Here is a 21,987-nt window from a genome sequence, read left to right as displayed (position 1 = left end):
GCGCTCATCTGTGTGTATTCCGAAGCAGGTGAACAAACCCTCAATCGGCTTCACTCATTTTTTTGCAAGGTGGCCTGCCGACAGGTCTTTTGCACCGCCGCCACATACTTTTCGACAGACGAGACGGAGACCTTCAGCTCATCGGCAATCTCCCGGTAAGCCTTGCCCTCAATCCGGTTCAGCAGCAAAGCCTGCCGGGCCTTGGCAGGTTGGCGACGCAAGGCGCTTTCGACCTGATTGAGGGCTTCGCACACCAGAGCCCGCGACTCTTCTGAAACGGTGGCAGGCTCTTCGCGCAGGCTCAGCTCACCGAGGTAACCGGATTCGAGGCTGCGACGGCGATACAGGTCGATGACCTTGCACTGCGCGACGCGGGTCAGGTGTCGTCGGCAGTCGCAGGTATCTGGGATATGCCCCTTGCGGAACATATGCAGGTAAACATCGTGAGCGATGTCCGCTGCATCCATAGAGTTACCCAATTTGCGCCGCAGCAAGTTGCACAACCAGTGATGATGGTCGGCGTAAAACCTTTCGAATGCCTGCGGCGCCAGCGACAACTCCTTGTCCACAACACTCTCCCTTCGAGACAGAAAGCCCTATTACAATACCACCAATGATAATCATTACCATTTGTATTTAAATCCTACGTATAATGGCCACGACTCGCAATGCCGCTCTCTAAATCGGGAGTTCCGGGAAATTGTCGGCTTAGGTCGGGCACGGACATGGACCGGATGTGGAGGCTTGTGGGCTCTTTTCGCCCCGACCGAACACGTGGGAGATATCCATGAAGGAAACCTACCCGGACGCGTCCTCAGTGCTGCCACTCAGTGCAACTGAAGAACAGATCTGGCTACTGCAGGAGCAACATCCCGAACGCATCCTGCGCACCCTCGACGCTTGGCGTGTACGCAGCGCCAGCACGCTTCCCCGGCTTATCGACGGCTTGCGCCAACTGATCGACAACCTGCCTGAACTGAACGCCCGCTACCGCTTCAGTGATGAGGGTGAGCTGATCAAGTCTCACTCAAATAACTGGCTTGAATGCCTGCAGTGGCTGGACAGTTCCAGCCCACAGGACATCACTGAGCAACTGCTGATACAGCAACGCGCCGCTTGGGATGCAGCCACCCAAGCACCGTTTAAAGCCCTGCTGATACGCAGTGAGGGGCAGATTTATCTCGCACTGCTGGCGCATCGCATCCTCGGCCCGCATGGCACGGCGGCGCTGCTGGCCAATCGTCTGGCAGCGGCCTGCGCCGGAAACAGAGTGGAAAAACTGCCGGTTGAACAAGCGTCTCCATTGGCGCAGCAGCATTTCACCGGCCCGCTCAGTGCACTGCGCCGAACAGAGGCTGCAACTTGGGCACTTAGCGGGCCATTCAGCTCCGTGCCGTGCCGTGAACAACCGGAACTGGCTCTACGCTGGCAAAGCCGCGTGCAGCCAGGCTCAAGCGAGCCTGCACTGCCACAGTTCAGCCTGCTGTTTGCCCGCTTTGCCGCTCAACTCAGCGATCAGCCTGACGTAACCCTGCTGATCCACCACGAAGGCATCTGCTGCCCGGTGCAGGTCAACGCCAACAGCACCGCGCAAGACCTGCAGCTCGCCGTTGAACAACACAGCGCCACCGGCGTCAGCGATCAACCGGTGCTGCATGTGCACTGGTTACCCGCCGCCACACACGAGCTGGATGAACTGCTCGCCGAGCCGCTTGCCGTTCCGACCGCTGAGCAACGCCCGGAGCTGGAACTCAGCCTGCAACCCTGGGCAGACGGCAGCCTGCAACTGACACTCAGCACCGGACAAAACCTCTGGGGTTATACCGGGCATTATCTGCTGGGTAGCTTCCTGACCTTTGCCGAAGCAGGCGGCTGTAACGTCGCGACTCTGGCTCCATCCACAGCGCAACACCCGGCGGCCAACGCGCAACCGGCAATGGATGTCACACAAATCATCCTCGACGAATTCCGCGCCACGCTGCTGGAGCCGGAGCTTAAAGCCGATGACGACTTCTTCGACTTTGGCGGCCACTCCATGCTGGCCACCCTGATTATCGGCAAGCTGCGCAGCCAGCATGGCATTGAGCTGAACTTCAACGACTTCTTCAAGGCACCCACAGCCGCCACCTTGGCGACTCGGGCGCAGGTCAGCCAGCCAGCAGCCAACCACACGCTGAGCAGCAGCGGCCCGATTAAAGCCCCGTTTGCTCTGGCGCAGGCGTCATTGGGTCGCGCTTATGAAGCGTTTAACTTTGGCACCATCTTCAACCTGCCATTTGCCGTGCGCTTTATCGACCCCGTGGATGAGTCAGTGTTTGAACAGGCCTTCCGCGACCTCATCGTGCGCCACGCCAGCCTGCGCAGCACCTTCCACTTCGAAAACGGCCAGGCTTGGCAGCAACAGATCGCCCTTGAGCAACTGAGCGCTTACAAATGGTTTTGGAATAGCAGCGAGAGCCAAGGCGCGACACTGGCCAGCGAAGCCGCCTGGCAGTTTGATCTGTCCCGCGAGCTGCCGATGCGCGTGCGCTTTCTGCGTGATCCGCACACAGGTCAGCAGGTGCTGTCGATGTTGGTGCATCACATGGCCATTGATGAATGGTCGCTGAACGTGATGATGAAAGAGCTGGCTCAGGCCTACCGCGCACGCGCCAATGATCAGGCGCCGCAATGGGCAGCAGCAGCGCCATCCTTCCATGAGTTCGCCACGCGCCAGCAGGACAGCGGCATTAACCAGCAGCATCTGGCGTTCTGGGTTAATCATCTGCGACACGCCACTCGTGGCCTCACACTGCACCGCATGGAAGAAGACAACGCACCTCAGAGCGAGGCCGTAACCACCCGCGCTCAGTGGTTCGAAATCAACCTGGCGCCCGACGTGGCCGATGCGTTGCAGAGCGTTGCCCGCACGCAGCAGTCCTCACTGTTCAGCGTGTTGTACAGCGCCATTGCCCTGTCGTTACAAAAGATGGGCGATCTGGCTGATCTGGCCATCGGCACATCAGCTTCCGGGCGCACCGATCCGGCGTTCTACGAGACGGTGGGTTACTTCACCACCATGGTGGCGCACCGCGTGCAGTTCACCGCGCAGCAAAGCGTCGGCCAGCTGATTGAGCAGGTCACCCGCACCATCAACGACTCCATGAGCTACGCCGACGTGCCCATGGAGCACATCCAGCAAGCCCTGGGCATGACGCCGGAGGACGGGCTGCTGTTTGATGTGTACGTGCAGATTCACGCCAACAACGCCCTGAACGGTGCGCTGCACGCAGCAGATGGCTCGCCCATTCGCTACCGTCACATCGACCCGGAAAAGAGCGAATCCATGTTTGGATTGCAATTCGAGATTATGGAGAACCAACTCGACGGCCAGCGTCAGCTACGCCTAGTAGTCACCTACCGCTGCGACAGTTACAGCGAAGCCCAGATGGAGCAACTGAGTCGCCTGTTGGATAAGGTGATCCATCGTCTGATTGAGCCGGGGGCAGAGCAGTTGAGCCTTGCGCAGATCACAGGTTGAAGGCCAGTGTTATCCATACCCATAAAGGCTCACTTGAGCACGGGTGCTGCTCATTTGCTTCGCTAAACGTGAGGCCGACACCCTTTGCCCACTCAGGAGGGTGAGCGGAATTACCGTGGAAGAGGTTGAGCGGCATGGATGCCGCGAGAGACGCGATGGGCCAAGGATGGCCCTTCGCGGCGGGCCTCTGGAACGGTGATTGCGGGCACGAACCCGCAGCGAAGCGGAGGGCCGGATGACTGGGCAAGCGGTTTTGACCACTTTTTCCAAGAAAAAAGTGGTTCGCCCGTGGAGGGCGAAACCCTCTTTCAAGGTTTAACCAGGGCGGCCCGATACTCGCCTATTGGCTTTGTTTCAGACGTGACAGCGCGTTTAATCGCTAAACAAAATGCCCGGCATTAGCTGAGTAGCCCCTTAGCGAAACCGCTAAGGGGCTTTTTTTCAGCTCAACGGCATGCCGTAACGCTGGAAGGAGGACTGCTTAGGAATGCGGTAATGATCGCGGCCCAGCAGCTGGTTGATGATGTTGATGTTGCGAATGGCCGCCACACAGAGATCCGGCGAGCCGACCCCGTGCTGAAAGATCTCAGCATTCTGCACAAAAATTCGCCCCGCGCCGCCATCACAACGGCGGGCGCAGAAATGCTCATCGACGATAAAGTCGCCGTGATCATCCACCTCCAGCAGCGAACCCTTAAAGCGCTCAAGCCAGGCAGGCCAGACGTGCTCATAACCGGTGGCCGCGACCACTGCATACGCCTCCAGCTCACCGTACTGATCCAACTCCCGGTGACGGAAACCCAAGCGCAGCGGGCCTTGCTCGCTGACGCTCTGCATGCGCTCCACTTCGCAATTGGACAGCAACGTCAGCCCCGGATCACGCCCACCAATGGAGCGCTCGTACATCTGATCAAACACATCGGCGATGGTGCTGAAACTGATGCCCTTGTAGAGCAAACCCTGGCCCGCCACGATCTCGCGGCGACGCTCACGGGGAATGCTGTGGAAGTAATCCATGTAAGCCGGGGTAAAACACTCCTGCCCCAGTTTGGAGAACTCCATAGGGTGGAAGCCCACCGCGCGGGTGATCCACACCAGTGATGCCCCGGCATCGACGCGCTCCGGCGTCAGCTCATTGAGCAGCGACAGCACACACTCAGCAGCGCTCTGCCCGGAGCCGACCACCACCACCCGTTTGCACTGGGCCAGTTGCTGGCGATGATGGGCAAACTGTGCGGCATGCAGTATCGGCGCCTGGGTACGCACAGTGGCCCAGGCAGGCAGCTTCGGTACCGTGCCCACACCAACCACCAGATCACGGCTGCTGTACTCGCGGGTGAGGCCGGAAACCGACTGGCTGCGAATCAGAAAGCGCGCACCGCCTGCGTCGTACTCGACATCCGTGACTTCCTCGCCGAAATGGCAGGCGGGTAATTGCTCCACCGCCCAGCGGCAGTAGTGGTCGTATTCACGGCGCGGGACCATGAAGGTGTCGTAGTAACAGAACTGGTACAGCCGGTCGTGATGATGCAGGTAGTTGAGGTAACTCAGCGGATGGGTCGGGTCGGCCATCGTCACCAAGTCAGCGAGGAAGGGCACTTGCAAGGTCGTGCCCGGCAGCAGCAAGCCTTCGTGCCAGTGGAACTCCGGCCGCCGCTCAAGGAACACCGCCTTGATATCCGCATGCCTCGATAACAGCGCCGACAGCCCCAGGTTGAAAGGGCCAACGCCAACACCGGCGATATCCACAGTGGGTTGATTCATCATCCGATTTGATTCCCAAGGTATTGCTGTAAGTAGGTTTCGGCGTCTTGTGCGTTGCGCCAACGCAGCAGCTGCGCGGGTGAAACATCGACCGAAAGAACCTCGCGCAAACGCGCCGAAATGGCTTTCAGATGACTGGGGCGTAAACCCAGGCTGACAAAATCGGTCGATTCTTGTGGACGTGCGCCTGGCGGCTGACCCAGCACACTGAGGTAGATATCCAACACTTGGCTGGGCTGTAGACCAGCGTCCGCCTGTATCGGCTTTGGCGTTACCGGCTCAGCTGCTGGCGGCGCGCTGAGCAACTGCCGGGCGCGGTTACGGTCGGGCTTGCCGTTGGCGGTCAGCGGCAGAGCATCCACCACGACAAACCGCGACGGCACATGGGACTGCGCCAGACAGTGGCGGGCATGCTCGCGCAGCTGCGCCTGAGTCACCGGCTCGCGGCAGACGTACAGGGCGCCGAGGCAGGTATCACCGTTGTGCTGATCGCCGTAATCCACCACCAGCGCATGCTGTAATGCGGGGTGGCCGAGCAGGGCCATTTCCACATCCGGCAGGGATACCCGCACGCCGCGCACCTTCACATAACCATTAACCCGACGGGCAAAAATCAGCGTTCCATCGGCGCGGTAATAACCACAGTCCCCGGTGCGGAATGCCCGCACCGGCTGGCCGTGCTCATCCTCGACCGGAATGAAGTCGGTTTGCAGCAATTGGCCTTGATCCAGATAGCCCAGCGCCAGATTCACCCCAGCCGTATGAATGCGACCCACCACTCCTGCCGGGCAGTGCTCACCCCGCTCATCCAGCAGCAGATAGCGATTGCCGGGCAGGGGATGGCCGTAGGGGATTCCATCACGATCATCGCTTGTGATCTCGTGCCAGATGCTCCAGATCGTGGTCTCGGTCGGCCCACCCAGTGATATTAGGCGAGCACGGGGCAGCAATTGGCGCAGTTCGCTGATGACCGCTGGCTTGATGTAATCACCGCCTTGAGCGATCAGGCGCAGGCTGCTCAGGCTATTGCCAGAACGGCAGGCCAGGAGCATTTCCAAAATCGCCGGAACCGAGCACCAGAGCGTGACGCCGTGCTCGGTCACCAACTGGTTCCAGCGCACCGCGTCCTTCTCCTCGCCGACACCGGGCAGCACCAGCGTGGCCCCGGCGCTCAGGCTGCCGAACACATCGAACACCGACATATCGTGGTGCAGCGGCGTGACGGAGATAAATACATCGTCCGCCGTGACGCCCCAGTTGCTAAGAGTGCTGCCGATTACATTGGCGGTGGCGCGGTTGTTCAGCACCACGCATTTGGGCCGCCCAGTGGTGCCGGAGGTGTACAGGTAGTAGGCCGCGTCCTCACTCAGCGACAACGCATGCAAATGCTCCAGCGGCGGAATGGGTGCAGGTTGCGCCAGCAACTCTGTCGTGTGTGCAAACGGCTGAACAACCTGCTCGCCCTCACGCAGCACCACCAGATCTGGGTTGCAGTTTTGCAGCAGGTATTCACGCCGCTCCTGCGGCGCGCAGGCATCCACCGGCACCCAGATAATCCCGCTCAAGGCACACGCCAGGGTGATCTGGGTGTGCTCCGGACTGCGCGGCAGGCACACCGCGACCACGCTGCCACGCGACAATCCACGCGCCTCGAACGCCGCCATAACCCGCGCTACCGACGAACCCAGTTGTGCGTAACTGAGGCGTTGGCCGCCACTGATCAGCGCCGTGCGATGGTTTTCAGGGTCAAACAGATTGGCGGCAATGCGGCTGAGAAACGGCTCGCTGCTGGCCTCATGGGGCGAACTGTTCAAGCGATAGTGGCGGCGGTCGATAAACGCCGCACTGTGCAGATCAAAGGCAGTGGAATTGGCCAGTTGCTGCAAGGCCTGTTCGAATGCGGCAAGCAGATCAGCAATCACTCCGGCATCCAGCGCCTGTCGCACGTAGTCAATGTCGATCAGCAGGTCGCCATTCGCATCGGCACAAAAGCGGATATCCATCGCCACCTGCGGCGTCTGGGTCAGGCCGCCATACAGCTTCATCGGGCTTTCAGCGGAGACGTGAGGCCAGGAAAAACCGTTGGTAATCACCACCGGCAACACCGGCCCTGGGCCATTGCTTTCGAACAACGTGCGGCCCAAATCGACACCGGAGAAGGCCAGATGCTCCAGCCCTTCCAGCACATCGCTCTGCAGGGTGGCAGCACGCTCTGCAAAGCTAGCCTGATGCACCTGCCAGTTCACCGCGATAAAGGTGGAGCGGTTGGCAAAGGCACCGGCGCTGGGCACCGCAACTGGCACGGCGACGCACAGATCGCCTTCATCCAGCCAATGGGAAAGCACGTCCAGCAGCACGGCCATTAGGGTGGAGTTTTTGAACAGGCGTTGCTTTGCCCCGGCTCGACACGCGGTGTTGAATACCTGCTTGGTCACCCGCAGGCTCTGCCGGGCAAAACGGGCTGCGCCCATTTGCTCCAGCGGCATTTTCCAGGGCAGTCGAGGCGCACCGGTCACATCGGCCAGTTTGGCTTTCCAGTAGGCCGCATCGGCTTTACGGGCGAGGTTACTGTCTACTGGAGCAGTCTCAACGGAGGGCGCAGGCACCTCTGGCGCCCGACCTTCAAACAACTCAACCAGCAACGCAGCAATGGAACGGCCATCGAGGATTAGCGCATCAAAGCGCACAAAGACGACCTGCTCAGTGCCGGGCATGCGAAACAGGGTGACATTCCAAGGCGAGCGGGAGAGGTGGAACAAGCCATGGGCATATTCATCCCGTAGCTCATCGACCCGCGTGCGGGCTGCCGCTGGAGTCAGTTCACGTAAATCAATTTGATCAAAATTGACCTGCACTTCAGCGCTGACGTACTGCTCGCGCTGTGCGGCATCAATGCGTGTACGCAGGCTGTCATGACGCTTCACCAGTGCAGTCAGGCGTTGCTGCAACAGCTCGGGATCAATCGGGCCGCGGTATTCACGAAACTCCTGCATGGCCACGCCGCCCAGCGCCATCTGCTCGCTGCGGCCAAACAGGTAAGCCTGTTGCAGCGTGTTGAGTGGTGTGCGCACTGGCGCCGCAGGCAGGGGCTGATTGAGCCGCTCCGGATCGTCTGCGACCTCGCTGACCAAGGCCACAAAAGCATCGAACAGGTTATTGACCCAAGGTTGTGGCAGGGCATCAAGACGCACATCCCAGTTGATCAGAATGCCGCCGTCTGCGCAGGCCAACTGCGCATCCAGCGCCACCTGCGGGCCTTGCGACACCACCCAGCTCAACGCGCCGAGCTGCTGTTTGACGCGCTCTGAGAAGAGCTCGCCTGTGGGTAAATCCAGTGCGGCGGTGAAGACCACCGGAGCCAGCTGCGCCGTGCCGCTAAAGCGCGACAGATCACGCATGACGCTGACCCCGGAGTAGGCACTGTGCTGCAGCAACTCAAGCAGGTTGGCGGCGAGTTGCTGGCACAGTTCTGCCAGCGATTGCGCCTGATCCAGATCGACATCGAGGATCAGCACATTGGCGAATTCACCGACGATGCGTTCCACCTCCGGCACCAGCGGGGCACGCCAGAAGCTCGGCACATTCAAGCGAAAGGCCCGGTCGCCAGTCATACCCGCCAATACACAGGCAAACAGCCCCAGCATCAGTTGCGACAGGCTCAGTCGCTGTTGGCGAGCCAGCTGCTGCAAGGCCTGACGCCGTGGGGCCGACAGCCATGCACTGTAACGCTCACTGCGGGGACCGCTGATAGCCTGATTCAGCGGCAAGGATGGCGCCGGAGCGACCTGAGCGAGGCGTTCACGCCACCACTGTCTACCCGCGTCGCGTGCGGCTTTGAGCTCGCTGTCGCTGCGCACCTTGTCGAGCCAGTCGAAGTAATTCGCGGTGGGCACCAGCGGCGCATCCGGGTCTTCGCAGAGGCGCGCTAGGTCTTCGATCATCACGCGAAAGCTGGATGGGTCGATGGCCACCATGTCGGTGTCCACATGCAGCCGGCAGCGCTCACCAGGGAGCATGCTCAGGCACCAGCGTGCAGCTTGGCCCCGAGCCAGATCGAGCTTTTGGTGGGTCCAGTGTTGGCGTATCTGCGCCAGCCGCTGCTGCACCTCATCGGCACTGGCGCTGCGCAGATCCTCAATCTCCAGCGGTACTTCAGGGAGCTGCGGAGTGATCCGCTGCGTGCCTTGCGCAGTGACCTGCATCCGCAACATCGGGTGCAGCTCGTAGAGCCGGTGCAGCGCTTGGCGCAGGCGGCCGACATCCGCCACGTCGTTCTCAAATTCCGCATACAGGTGGGCGGATACACCCCCCAATGCGGCGTGTCCTTCACGGCCCATCCAACAAGCGGCCTGCATCGTCGTAAGTTCTTTCATGACTCCATGGCCTGGTTGACAAGTCCGTCTGTTTCCCGTTCTTTAGTATTACAAATGAGAATCATTATATTTCAAGTGTTTTCTCATTTTTCTCTCACCCGCCATGGAGGCATGTCCCATGAGAACGGCTACACAGCCGGTATATGGATCGAACGAACAGGAAAATGACGGCTATTACCGCGATTTTTCATTTAATTCGGGCGATCGCGAACTTCTTACCCAGGGTTCGTTGCAGCGCATAGACACACCGGCCAGCGGTGGTCATTTGGCCGAAAGCCACTTCTTGAAAACCATCGAAAACGCACTGGAACGTGCACAGAAAAGCGGGCAAAAAAACCCGATAGTGGTCGGTGCGATCCCCTTTGATACTACGCAGGCCTCCTGCCTTTACGTCCCTGAACAGGCGCAGTGGCAAACCCTCAATCAACCCCACAGCAGCACCACCAGCGACGCCATGCCGCAGTTGCTTGAGCAGCGCAACATTCCCGATGAGGGTGCATTCAAACGCGCGGTGGAACACGCCATCGTCAACTTTCAGCACAGCGATGTGCGCAAGGCGGTGCTTTCCGTGCAGCGTGAGCTGACCTTCGACAGGGATGTCGATGTAGCGGCCATGCAACACAAACTGCGCCTGCAAAATCCCTCCGGTTATCACTTCTGCGTGCCACAGGCGGACGGCACCACGCTGATCGGCGTGAGCCCGGAATTGCTGGTGCGTAAGCAAGGCGCTCAGTTGATTTCGAACCCGCTGGCCGGTTCGGCCAAACGCTGTGCCGATCCCGTTGAAGACCAGCGCAATGCCGACTGGCTGGCCGACTCGGAGAAGGATCACTACGAGCACAGCCTGGTGATTGAGGACATCACGGCACGGCTTGAAGGGCTGTGCAGCCACCTGGAGGTGCCGGAGCGCCCCTCGCTAATCAGCACGGCAGCGCTGTGGCACCTGTCCACGCGCATCGAAGCGCAGTTGCTGGATGCTTCAGCATCAGCCCTACAACTGGCTTGTCGCCTGCACCCGACACCTGCTGTTTGCGGCTACCCGACAGAGCGGGCGCGCCACCTGATCCGCTTTATCGAGCCGTTCGAGCGCGGCCTGTTCACCGGCATGGTGGGCTGGTGCGATGCCGAAGGTAACGGCGAGTGGGTGGTGACCATCCGCTGCGGCACGATCCGCCGCAACTGCGTGCGCCTGTTTGCCGGTGCCGGGATCGTCGAAGCCTCTCACCCTGAAACCGAATGGAACGAAGTTCAGACCAAGCTCGGCACCATGTTGCGTGCCTGCGGCCTGTCCCATTGATTGCAACCACACCGCTCAAGGACTGACATGACCATCCAATTCACCCACTGGCCGCAAGACCGGGCTCAGCGCTATCGGGACAAGGGCTACTGGATCAATCAACCGCTGACGCACATCCTCGAAAGCCACGCCCATACTCAGCCGGACGCTCCGGCCATCCTCTGCCAAGAGCGCACGTTCAGCTATGCCGACCTTGACCGCCTTTCCACCAACCTGGCCGCTCGGCTGGCGGTAAAAGGGCTGGGTAAGGGCGACACGGCATTGGTTCAGCTACCCAACGTGGCCGAGTTCTACATTGTGCTGTTTGCGCTGCTAAAAGCTGGGATCGTGCCGCTTAATGCGCTGTACAACCATCGCCAACTGGAACTCAGCAGCTACGCCGAACAGATTCGCCCACGCCTGCTGGTGGCCTCCCATGAACATGAAGTATTCCGAGACGAAAAATGGCTGAGCAGCCTGCAACATCGGCCTGACGTGGTATTGATGTTGGGTGCTGGCGACCTCGGCGAGAGCCTGAGCGACTGGCTGCACACACCACCCCAAGAACGCGCCAGCTATTCACCGACCGCACCGGATCAAGTAGCGCTGTTCCAACTGTCCGGCGGCAGTACCGGTACGCCCAAGCTGATTCCGCGAACTCACGATGACTATCACTACAACGCCCGCACCTGCGCTGAAGTCTGTGCGCTGAATGCGCAAACTCGCTTCCTTTGCGCGGTGCCTGCGGCACACAACTTTGTCCTCAGCTCCCCCGGCGCCCTCGGTGTCTTCAACGCTGGCGGTTGCGTGGTGATGGCCAGCAGCCCCGACCCACACGTGTGCTTCCCACTGATCGCCCGCCACGGCGTCAATGTCGCTGCGCTGGTGCCCAGTGCCGTGGTGCTGTGGTTGGAGGCGGCCGCCACGGACCGCGAGTCGCTTAATTCGCTGGATGTTCTAGAGGTCGGCGGCGCCAGCTTTGCCGAAGCCTTGGCGCGCCGTGTGCCGCATGAACTGGGCTGTCGCTTGCAGCAGGTGTTCGGCATGGCCGAAGGCTTGATCAACTACACCCGCCTGGACGACAGCGAAGAACGCATCTTCACCACGCAGGGTTGCCCGATTTGTGCCGATGACGAAATCAAAGTCATCGACGAAGACGGCCAGCCTGTACCTGATGGTGTCACCGGCATGCTGGCCACACGCGGCCCGTACACCTTCTGCGGTTACTACAACAGCCCTGAACAGAACCGCAAAGCCTTCGACGAAGAGGGGTTCTACCTATCCGGTGATCTGGTGCAGCGCAGTCCAGACGGCTACTTGCGCGTGGTCGGTCGCGTGAAAGACCAGATCAACCGCGGCGGCGAGAAGGTTGCCTCGGAAGAAGTCGAGCACCTGCTCGTGCGCCATCCCGAGGTCAGCCACGCCGCACTGGTGGCCATGCCAGATGAGCGTTTGGGCGAAAAGAGCTGCGCGTTCGTCGTCTCGCGCAATCCAGCCCTCAAAGCCCCGGCACTGCGTCGTCATCTGATGGAACTGGGGATTGCTGAATACAAGCTGCCGGACCGCATCCGCCTGATCGACGAGATGCCCCTCACCGCCGTCGGAAAAATCGACAAAAAGCACCTGCGCACCCTGCTGGCGGTGCAAACCACCCGCGACTGGCTGGACAGCCGTGTGCGCCAGTTGGTGGAAGACGCTGACGAACTCGACCCGGCGGAAAACCTCATCTTCTACGGGTTGGACTCGTTGCAGGTAATGAACCTGGCCGCCGAGCTGAAAGCCAAGGGCATTCTGGTGACGTTTGAAGAACTGGCGAAAAACCCCACGCTGGAGCAGTGGCGAAACCTGGTGGAAGCCCGACAACTGGCGGCCTGAGTGCCGCCGACCTCAGTCACCCTCATCACTGTAAACGGAGTTAAGATGGCCCTTTCCACCAGCGACCAGGACAAGCTGGATAACTTCTGGCGCTACTGCGTGCAGCATCAGTACTTCAACATCGGCTACCCGGAATCAGCAGATTTCGACTACTCGCAACTGGAACGTTTTCTGCGCTTCTCAGTGAATAACTGCGGCGACTGGAACGACCCGAGCAATTACCTGCTCAACTCGTTCCCGTTCGAGAAAGAAGTAATGGCCTACTTCGCCGAGCTGTATCAGATACCCCTGGCGGAGAGCTGGGGCTACGTCACCAATGGCGGCACCGAAGGCAATATGTTCGGCTGCTACCTGGCCCGGGAGTTGTTCCCCTCGGGCACCCTGTATTACTCCCGCGACACGCATTACTCAGTGGCCAAGATCGTGCGACTGCTGCGTATCAAGAGCCAGGCGGTGAAATCCCAGGCCAATGGCGAGATGGATTACGACGACCTGATGCTGAAAATCAGCGCCAATCAGGAACGCCACCCCATCCTCTTTGCCAACATCGGCACCACCATGCGCGGCGCTGTGGATAACATCGCGATCATCCAGCAGCGTCTGGCTCAGGCGGGCATTGCCCGGCAGGACTATTACCTGCATGCCGATGCTGCGCTGAGCGGGATGATTCTGCCATTTGTGGAGGCGCCGCAGCCGTACAGCTTTGCCGATGGCATCGACTCGATCTGCGTATCCGGACACAAGATGATCGGCTCACCGATTCCCTGCGGCATCGTCGTGGCACGGCGCAGCAATGTGGAGCGGATTTCCGTCGAAGTGGATTACATCGCCGCTCAGGACAAAACCATCAGCGGCTCGCGTAACGGCCACACCCCGCTAATGATGTGGACAGCCCTGCGCAGCCAGACCCAAGCGCAGTGGCGTGAGCGCGTCCAGCACTGCCTGAACATGGCCCAATACGCCGTAGCCCGCATGCAACAAGCCGGCATTGCCGCCTGGCGACATGACAACTCCATCACCGTGGTCTTTCCACGCCCTTCGCAAGCCATTGCGAAAGCCTTCGGCCTCGCCACCTCAGGCAATGAGGCGCACCTGATCACCACACCCCATCATCGTAAACCCGACCTTATCGACACACTGATTGATGCCGTGATTGCAGACCGCAAGCGCAGCTCAAACCGCCCATATCACAACGAATGGAACACCTCCTGCAGCAACACACGCCCAGATTCAGCTGCATAAATCCCCAATTCACATAGGTAAATGCCATGACCACATTGAAAAACCCTGAAGACGTCACCAGCCTGGAAGATGTACGGGTGGGTATCGACCACTACGACCGGGAAATTTTCCAAGCCCTACAAGAGCGCCTGCGCTACGTGCTAGCCGCCGCGCAATTCAAACCCACAGAAGAATCCATCCCAGCCCCCGAGCGCGTTGCCGTCATGCTCGAGGAACGCCGTCAATGGGCGATAGACGCGGGTTTCGATGAGGACTTCATCAAAACCCTGTACGAACACATCATCTACTGGAACATCCAGCAGCAGATCCTGTACTGGCGGGAGATGCACGGTAAGGATTGAGCGCAAAAACAGTCTGAACCTCGGCCAGTCGCCCCATATGGAGCCACTGGCCAGCGTCAGCCATGCTTATGCCGAAGTGGCCGCCGCCCTTGGCTTCTTCACCTGGCTGGAAACCTGTACGCAGCCAACGCCTAGGAGAATCAGCAATATGGCGCCCATCACACTGGCGTCTATCGGCTCGCCTTGCATGCCACCGATCACCAATGCCACCACGGGGGGGATGTAGGTGATGTAGGCCACGCCTGAGCACATCATCCCCAGGCCCAATACCAGGCTGACCCAGGCTTGGGTCTCCTGAAAGACCGCTTCAATACCCTGCAAAGGCGTGATAAATGCCAGCACCAGCAATGCCAGGGCCATTTGGTAGGTGGTCAATGCCACGGCGGGTAATGCCAGCGGCGTTACAAAGCGTTTGGCATAGACAAATGAAACCGCCATGCACAGCGATGCAGAGAGCAAGTAGGCGATCCCTTCTAGGTTTAGTGCCTGGTCGGCAGTCCAGGGTTTTGCGATCAGCAGAATGCCGACGAACCCCAATAACACCCCGAGCACCTTCAACCCGCTCATGGATTCATCACGCAAGAACAGCCAGCCCAATATGAACGCAAACAACGGTATGGAGCCGTTGAGTACGCCTGCAATGCTGGTCGGCAACAAGGACGTGCCTGTGGCCAGCGCGAAGTAGTACAACGACGTGCCCAACAGGGCCATCATCAAAAAATGCGGCAGGTGGCGCAAATGTGACCAACGCAAAGCTCCCGTGCACAGGGCAAAGATGCACACGGGAATGAAGCCGAACAAAACCCGCATAAAGGTCGACTGCAAAGGGCTGATCAGGTGGGATGACATGCCCAGAAAGAGATAGGTCAGCCCCCAGAGTATGCCAAGGGCTGCACAGGTTACTGCGCCGGATAATTGCATGGGATCTCCCGCTAAAAAGCCAGCGCGGCGGGATCAGTTGACATGTCTGTCTGAGGCTGACACTGAACGATCTGCGGGCGGCTGCTTGCCGTTATGGATGGATTGGGTTGCAGCCAGAGGCATTGCGCATCCATAGCGAGGCGCGTGCCAATGCCTCTGGCTGATGTCGATTCAGGACTGTTTTTGCAGTGACTCGTCCCGTATCTGCTGCAAGGACTGACGCGGCGTGATGGCGTCCTGCGCCACCCGAATTTCAATCAGAGCCGGGCTACCTGCGTTAGCGCAGCGGGCAAACGCGGGGGCAAAGTCCTCGGTGCGTTCCACGGTTTCAGCATGCAGTCCGTATGCACGGCCGAGGGCGGCAAAGTCCGGGTTGTGCAGGGCCGTGCCGCACACACGCCCTGGGAAATTGCGCTCCTGATGCATGCGGATGGTGCCGTACATACCGTTATTGACCACGATGAAGATCACGTTGGCGCCATAGTGAGCGGCTGTCGCAATTTCCTGGCCGTTCATGAGGAAGCAGCCATCACCGGCAAAGGCAATCACCTGACGCTCTGGGTGGGTGAGTTTTGCCGCAATCGCAGCCGGCACACCGTAGCCCATGGAACCGTTGGTGGGGCCAAGCTGCGTGCGGAACTTGCGGTACTGGTAAAAGCGCTGCAACCAGATCGCATAGTTACCGGCACCATTGGTCAAGATGGCGTCTTCCGGCAGCTGCTGATTGAGCCAACTGATGATTTCAGCCATTTGCACATCCCCCGGAGAGCGGGTGATGGCCAAGTTTTCACGATATTTTTTGTTCAGCTCTGCTCGCCAGCCAGGATTACGGGCCTTGTTCATGCGCGGCAGGGCTGATGCTTTCAGGGCAAAGCTCGGCATGCTGCTGTTGATGCCGACGGTCGGTTGGTAGACACGGCCCAGCTCTTCAATACCCAGGTGTACATGCACAATCTTTTGCCGCGGGGTTGGAATCTCCACCGTGGTATAGCCACACGTTGAAACCTCACCCAGACGGGCGCCAACCACCAAAAGCAGGTCAGCATTTTTCATCGCTTGCACCAGTGCAGGGCCAGCGGCGAAGCCCAGATCACCGGCATAGTTGGGGTGACGGTTATCGAACAGATCCTGACAACGGAATGAGGCCGCCACCGGCAGGTCTTGCGCCTCAACGAACTGGGCCATATGGCTAACAGCTTGCTCATTCCAGCCACCGCCACCGAGGATCAGGAGCGGGCGCTCGGCCTCATCCAGCATGTGCGCCAGCGACTCCAGCTCTTTGCCATTGGCATGGGGCTCAAACCGCTGCACGGGGCCTGCATCGTTGACTTCGACCACATCGGTCAGCATGTCCTCCGGCAGTGCCACTACAACCGGCCCTGGTCGGCCGTTGACGGCTCGGTGGAAGGCCTGGCTAATCAGCTCAGGCAAACGCCGGGCATCATCCACCTGCACCACCCACTTGGCCATGGGGGAAAACATGGCCCGGTAGTCGATCTCCTGAAACGCCTCCCGATCACGCTGATCCCGCGCGACCTGGCCAACAAAGAGGATCATCGGCGTGGAATCCTGATAGGCCGTGTGCACGCCCACTGACGCGTTGGTCGCCCCCGGACCACGGGTGACAAAACAGATACCGGGTTTACCGGTCAGCTTGCCGTAAGCCTCCGCCATGTAGGCAGCGCCACCCTCCTGCCGACACACAACAAGCTCGATTTCATCCTGCACGTCGTACAGCGCATCCAGCACTGCGAGATAGCTTTCTCCGGGTACGCAGAACGCACGCTCAACGCCATTGATGCGTAAAGCGTCGACCAGAATCTCACCACCCGTCCGACGTCTAAGTGTCTGGTTCATGGATCAATACTCCGATGCAAAGGATGGAAGGCAGCTCGTGTGGGCCCGGCTCGGCGGCGCCTATACAGTGCCTGTGGTTGGGCCGCAGGCACTGCTCAGCAACCGCTGATCCGTAGCGTTACGCCAGCTCAGGGAGTTGCAGCGCCTTGCCGCATTCCTGCAGGGAGCGTTGCTGGGTTGTGGCGTAGAGATCCAGCTCATTGAGGACCGTGCTGCCCAGTGCCGCATGGAAATCCACTTGGTTGGAGCTCAGCGCGTAGTGCGCCTGCGCGTTGTCACCCAGGTTGGACTGGAAGATGCCTGCGGCGCTGACAGGCAGGAAGTCTTCATACACCAGCGGTTCGAACTCGATGTGGCCCGCTTGGATAAGGGCTTGCAACGTGCGTGGACGATCCTGATCCTGAACAGCCTTAACACCCTTCTCGGTGGCGAAATAACGGAAGTAGGCCAGCTGTTCGTCGTGCATCACCTCGTAGCTGTCCGGGAAGCGCTGGAAGTGCTTCTGCAACAGTTCGTAGTAACGAACGGCGTTTTCCTCATTCGGGAACTCGCCCAGTTCATCACGGGCAGCATTGAGCAGCTCATCGTACAGCGCGCGGCCTTTAGGGGTCAGCGCCGTGCCGCGTTGTTCGATCTCACCGAAACGAGCGGTATGGCTACCGTTGACGCTTGCTTCACCCACAAAGCGAACGCTCTCCTGAAGCGCTTTAAAACTGGTCTGACGCAGCAGGATCGGGCACTTACGGCGGGGTGGGCCTTCCACAATCGCTTTAGGCGTGATGCCACGGCCGAGCATGCCGCTTTGCACCTCATCAATGTCCAGTGTACGAGGCGTCAGGTGGTTGATGTGCGGGCCTTTGAATGCCACCACGTCGGCAATAAGGCGATGCTGGTCGTGCAATTGCTGATATTGCGCGTTGGTCACCGTGGCTTCGGTGTGCCAGCGGAAGGTTTCCAGGGCTTCTTTGACGAACTCATCCGCATCGTCCTGATTGAGGCCACCTTGGGACTCAAACTGGGTGATCAGCTCTCGGACCCGGTCAGTAAAAATGTTGCGCTTGGCCAAAATCTGCGCAGCCAGTTCACGCAGCTCTACGTTGTCGATCAGCTCCAGACGCAGCAGCGAGGTGAACACCCGGAACGGGCTGACTTGCAGGGCATCTTCATGCACCGCACGGAATGCGGTGGAGTGCACCGGTACACCTGCCGGAGTCAGGTCGTAGTAGCCGACCGGGCTCATTCCCATTACGGCAAACAGGCGGCGGATGGTGCACAGCTCTTCAGCAGTACCCACACGGATAGCGCCGTGGCGCTCCATATCGAGGCGGCTCAGCTCGCCGGTGCGACGCAGGTGCTCTTCGATCTCAGGGTGATCAGCCATCGCCTGACGGTTAACGTCGGCCACAAGCTCCATCAGATCGCCGTACAACGGCACCTCGGTTTTGTACATCTCGGACATTACACGGGAGAACTGCGCTCGAATGTCGGATGGGTCAACAAACCCCTGAGTGGCCATGATCTGAATATCTCCTTGATACGAAATAGCGGGCTAATCCGAGCGTGAGCGTCGGTGTGATGCGCGAAATTCTGATGAGCTTGTGGAGCGCGTACAAACGACATCTCCTCAGTACTTCAGTCGCAGGAGGAATGATCATTTCCGCAGACGAACGCAGACAGGGCGGGCCTTTTAGCCCACCCTTACGGGGTAAAACCTGACCAGTCAGATCAGGTGTGAGGTGCCTTGCACAATCACACAAGGCACCTTGAATACCCGCGGGCTAGTCGCCTGCGAGATGCTGTTTCAGCGCCTGTAACGGATGGGCCAGGGTGGCCTTGCTTAAGCGCTGGGCCTGGCTGCGACATGAGTAGCCGTTGGCAAGCAGTCGGGCTTGATCCTCATGCTCCACGACCTGCCGCCAGGAGAGGTCATAGATTTTTTCAGACACTTTTCGGTTAGCGGTCTCATGGCCATACGTGCCAGACATGCCACAGCAGCCGACCGAGACCATGTGCAGGTTGAGCCCTAATTGACCAAACACATGGCGCCACAATGCAGTAGCCGCCGGGGCATTGGTTTTCTCAGTGCAGTGGCCCAAGAGGTAATAGGCTTTGCCGTCCCCCGTTTGTTCTGGAATTTTCTCCAGCGTCTGGGCCAAAAACTCCTGAGGCAACAGCACCTCTGGCGCACCACTGCCGAGTGACTTGCGGTATTCCTGGCGATAAACCAGGGTCATCGCCGGGTCGAGGCCGACCAGCTTGACCCCGTACATGCTCAATGAATTGAGCATGTCTGCATTCTTGCGTGCCGCCTTTTCAAAGGCGCCGAGGAAACCCATCACATGCAACGGCTTGCCATTAGGCAGGTAAGGCGCCATCAACACCTTAAAGCCAAGGCGCGCAAGCACCTCAATCCAATCAGCCAGCAGGTCGGTTTCGAAGTAGCGGGTGAAGGCGTCCTGCACCAGCACCACCGTGTTGTCCCGCTCGACATCGCTTAAGCGTGCAAGCGCTTTAGGTGTCGCCTCTACCACGTGCCAGCGCTTAAGCACAGGCTTTAACGCAACGTTGCTGAGCAGCGGGCTGTCGACCATACCCACAGGGCCACGCAGCAGCGACTGCACAGCGCTGAGCCGCATAAGGCTGTTGTAAAGCCCCGGGAATTTGGCCAGTACAGGAACGGTGAACTCCAGCGAACCCACCACATAATCTTTAGCCGGGCGCAGATAGCGGCTGTAATACAGCTCCAGGAACCGCGAACGGAATTCAGGCACGTTGACCTTGATCGGACACTGCCCCGCACAGGACTTGCACGCCAGACACCCGGACATGGCATCGAACACTTCATGGGAAAAGTCTTCGCGACCTCTGTACTTACCCAGCGTATTAGCGATTTTTTTCAACGCGCCTGAAAAAAACCGAGCGTTGCGGGCTTTCTGCGCAACCTCAAGCACATCGACACCCGCATTACCCTGCAAGCGCAGCCATTCGCGGATCAGCGAGGCCCGCCCCTTGGGCGACTGCGTACGCTCTCGCGTGGCCTTCCACGAAGGGCACATGGCATCAGCAGGATCGAAGTTGTAGCAGGCGCCATTACCATTGCAGTGAACTGCCGTTTCGTAACTGTTCCACACCCGCTCATCTATCTGGCGATCCAACTCACCCCGCAGCGTCACTTCATCGACCTTCAGCAGTTCGTCGGTGGCATTGAGGGGCGTCGCGATCTTGCCGGGGTTGAGCTGATTGAATGGATCAAAGGCTGATTTAATCGCTTGCAGCGCCGGGTACAGCTCACCAAAAAATCGCGGTGCGTATTCCGAGCGGACGCCCTTGCCATGCTCGCCCCACAGCAGGCCGCCGTACTTATGCGTCAGCTCGACCACTTTATCGGTGATTGGCCGTACCAACGCCGCTTGCGCCGGGTCTTTCATATCCAGCGCCGGGCGCACATGCAGCACGCCTGCATCCACATGGCCAAACATGCCGTACTGCAAGTTGTAGCTGTCGAGCAGGGCGCGGAACTCAGCAATAAAATCTGCCAGAGATTCCGGCGGAACAGCGGTGTCCTCAACAAACGGCTGGGGACGAATCTCACCCTGCACATTACCCAGCAGCCCAACGGCGCGTTTACGCATGGCGTAAACCTGATTCACCGACGACCCACGGGCCAGTGTGTGATTGAGCCTGCGCACGCTGGTGTCACGCTGGAGGTGCTCAACAAACTCCTCCACTGCGTACTCCAGTGCTTCAGGGTCATTGCCACTGAACTCAACCAGGTTGATGCCCTGGGTCTCTGTAGCAGGGTGAGCCGGGAAGTACTGGGCAACGTCATGCCAGACGATGTCTTGTCTGGCCAGGTTCAGAACCTTGGAGTCCACCGTCTCAATCGACAGCGGTGACATGGCCATCAGCGCCCTTGCATCTCGCAGGGCATCCATAAAGCTGGCGTACGAAACATTCACCAGCACGGATTGCTTGGGAATCGGCAGCACATTCAGCGTGGCTTCGACGATAAAGCCCAGTGAACCTTCTGACCCGCACAGAATACTGTTGAGGTTAAAGCGCCCGTCAGGATCATGGATGTGCGCCAAGTCGTAGCCGGTCAGGCAGCGATTAAGCTTAGGGAAGCGCGCCTCAATCAGCTCAGCGTGTTGTCTGTGCACATCAGCAACGGTGCGGTGCACACCGGCAATTCGGCCGTTTCCACGCTGCAACACCTCAAGCTCATACTGTGTACATGGGCCTGATCTGAGCGTTTCCCCACCCAGCAATACCGTGTTGAGGGCCAACACGTGGTCGCGGGTCTTGCCATAGGCACAACTGCCCTGGCCACTGGCATCGGTGTTGATCATACCGCCGATGGTGGCCCGGTTTGAGGTGGAAAGCTCGGGGGCAAAAAACAGCCCAAACGGCTTTAAGGCCTTATTGAGCTGATCTTTTACCACCCCAGCCTGAACCCTGACCCAACGCTCTTCAGCGTTGATCTCAAGGATACGATTCATGTGCCGCGACAGATCGACCACGATGCCATGGGTCAGCGACTGGCCATTGGTGCCGGTGCCGCCGCCTCTGGCAGTCAGTACGATCTCGCGGTATTGCTCCGTTGCCGCCAGTTCAGCAATACGCTGTACATCTTCGGCATGCAGGGGGAACAGCGCCGCTTGTGGCAGGCGCTGATAAATAGAGTTGTCGGTCGCCAGCACCGTCCGGCTGCCATAATCAGGCGATATTTCGCCTTGGAATCCAGAGGTTTTGAGCGACGCAAGAAAATCCCGGTAGCGCGTTGTGAGCGCTACCGGTGTTGCGATACGAGCAATCATG

12 protein-coding genes are annotated in these 21,987 nt (G+C 59.3%); 5 read left to right on the top strand and 7 right to left on the bottom strand.

The window, feature by feature from the left end:
- Positions 1–50 precede the first annotated feature (50 nt).
- The gene (locus tag WG219_00420) at positions 51–569 is read right to left on the bottom strand and encodes a sigma-70 family RNA polymerase sigma factor (protein WXL25992.1); all 519 of its coding nucleotides are present in this window, start codon (positions 567–569) and stop codon (positions 51–53) included.
- A gap of 218 nt (positions 570–787) precedes the next feature.
- Between WG219_00420 and WG219_00415 the strand changes: the two genes are divergently transcribed.
- Positions 788–3,520 (top strand): condensation domain-containing protein, encoded by a 2,733-nt coding sequence (locus WG219_00415; protein WXL25991.1) that lies wholly within the window; start codon positions 788–790, stop codon positions 3,518–3,520.
- Positions 3,521–3,961: 441 nt separating this feature from the next.
- Here WG219_00415 and basC read toward each other — a convergent pair whose 3' ends face one another.
- Together basC and WG219_00405 are read right to left on the bottom strand one after the other, a co-directional pair.
- Entirely contained in the window at positions 3,962–5,284 is a 1,323-nt protein-coding gene (basC, locus tag WG219_00410) for a putative histamine N-monooxygenase (protein ID WXL25990.1), read from the bottom strand.
- Entirely contained in the window at positions 5,284–9,657 is a 4,374-nt protein-coding gene (locus WG219_00405) for an amino acid adenylation domain-containing protein (GenBank protein WXL25989.1), read from the bottom strand. The genes basC and WG219_00405 overlap by 1 nt, the downstream gene beginning before the upstream one ends.
- 118 nt (positions 9,658–9,775) lie before the next feature.
- On the opposite strand from WG219_00405, the gene WG219_00400 reads away from it, so the two are divergent.
- From WG219_00400 to WG219_00385, 4 genes are read left to right on the top strand one after another with little or no spacing between them, the layout of a single operon-like run.
- A complete protein-coding gene (locus WG219_00400) occupies positions 9,776–10,954 on the top strand; it encodes an isochorismate synthase MenF (protein WXL25988.1) in 1,179 nt (392 codons plus the stop codon).
- 27 nt (positions 10,955–10,981) lie between these two features.
- Positions 10,982–12,808 carry a (2,3-dihydroxybenzoyl)adenylate synthase gene (locus WG219_00395; protein ID WXL25987.1) on the top strand — a complete coding sequence of 609 codons (1,827 nt, stop codon included), beginning with the start codon at positions 10,982–10,984 and terminating at the stop codon, positions 12,806–12,808.
- 45 nt (positions 12,809–12,853) lie between these two features.
- On the top strand, positions 12,854–14,050 hold the full coding sequence (locus WG219_00390; protein WXL25986.1) for a histidine decarboxylase: 1,197 nt from the start codon (positions 12,854–12,856) through the stop codon (positions 14,048–14,050).
- A gap of 26 nt (positions 14,051–14,076) precedes the next feature.
- On the top strand, positions 14,077–14,391 hold the full coding sequence (locus WG219_00385) for an isochorismate lyase (GenBank protein ID WXL25985.1): 315 nt from the start codon (positions 14,077–14,079) through the stop codon (positions 14,389–14,391).
- 66 nt (positions 14,392–14,457) lie between these two features.
- Here WG219_00385 and WG219_00380 read toward each other — a convergent pair whose 3' ends face one another.
- The 4 genes from WG219_00380 to WG219_00365 all read right to left on the bottom strand — a co-directional run bounded on the left by WG219_00380 (position 14,458) and on the right by WG219_00365 (position 21,986).
- Complete coding sequence (locus WG219_00380) at positions 14,458–15,312, bottom strand: DMT family transporter (protein ID WXL25984.1); 855 nt, start codon at positions 15,310–15,312, stop codon at positions 14,458–14,460.
- A gap of 171 nt (positions 15,313–15,483) precedes the next feature.
- Positions 15,484–17,169, bottom strand: a complete 1,686-nt coding sequence (locus tag WG219_00375; protein ID WXL25983.1) for a thiamine pyrophosphate-binding protein — start codon at positions 17,167–17,169, stop codon at positions 15,484–15,486.
- Positions 17,170–17,287: 118 nt separating this feature from the next.
- The gene (locus tag WG219_00370; protein ID WXL25982.1) at positions 17,288–18,685 is read right to left on the bottom strand and encodes a VOC family protein; all 1,398 of its coding nucleotides are present in this window, start codon (positions 18,683–18,685) and stop codon (positions 17,288–17,290) included.
- A 262-nt stretch (positions 18,686–18,947) separates the two neighbouring features.
- On the bottom strand, positions 18,948–21,986 hold the full coding sequence (locus WG219_00365) for an FAD-binding and (Fe-S)-binding domain-containing protein (GenBank protein WXL25981.1): 3,039 nt from the start codon (positions 21,984–21,986) through the stop codon (positions 18,948–18,950).
- Position 21,987: the final 1 nt, after the last annotated feature.

The sequence above is a fragment of the Pseudomonas mendocina genome (assembly GCA_037482215.1).
GTDB lineage: Bacteria > Pseudomonadota > Gammaproteobacteria > Pseudomonadales > Pseudomonadaceae > Aquipseudomonas > Aquipseudomonas mendocina_E.
The sequence above is the reverse complement of the archived record's forward strand: the minus strand, read 5'-3'. Positions and strand labels throughout refer to the sequence as shown.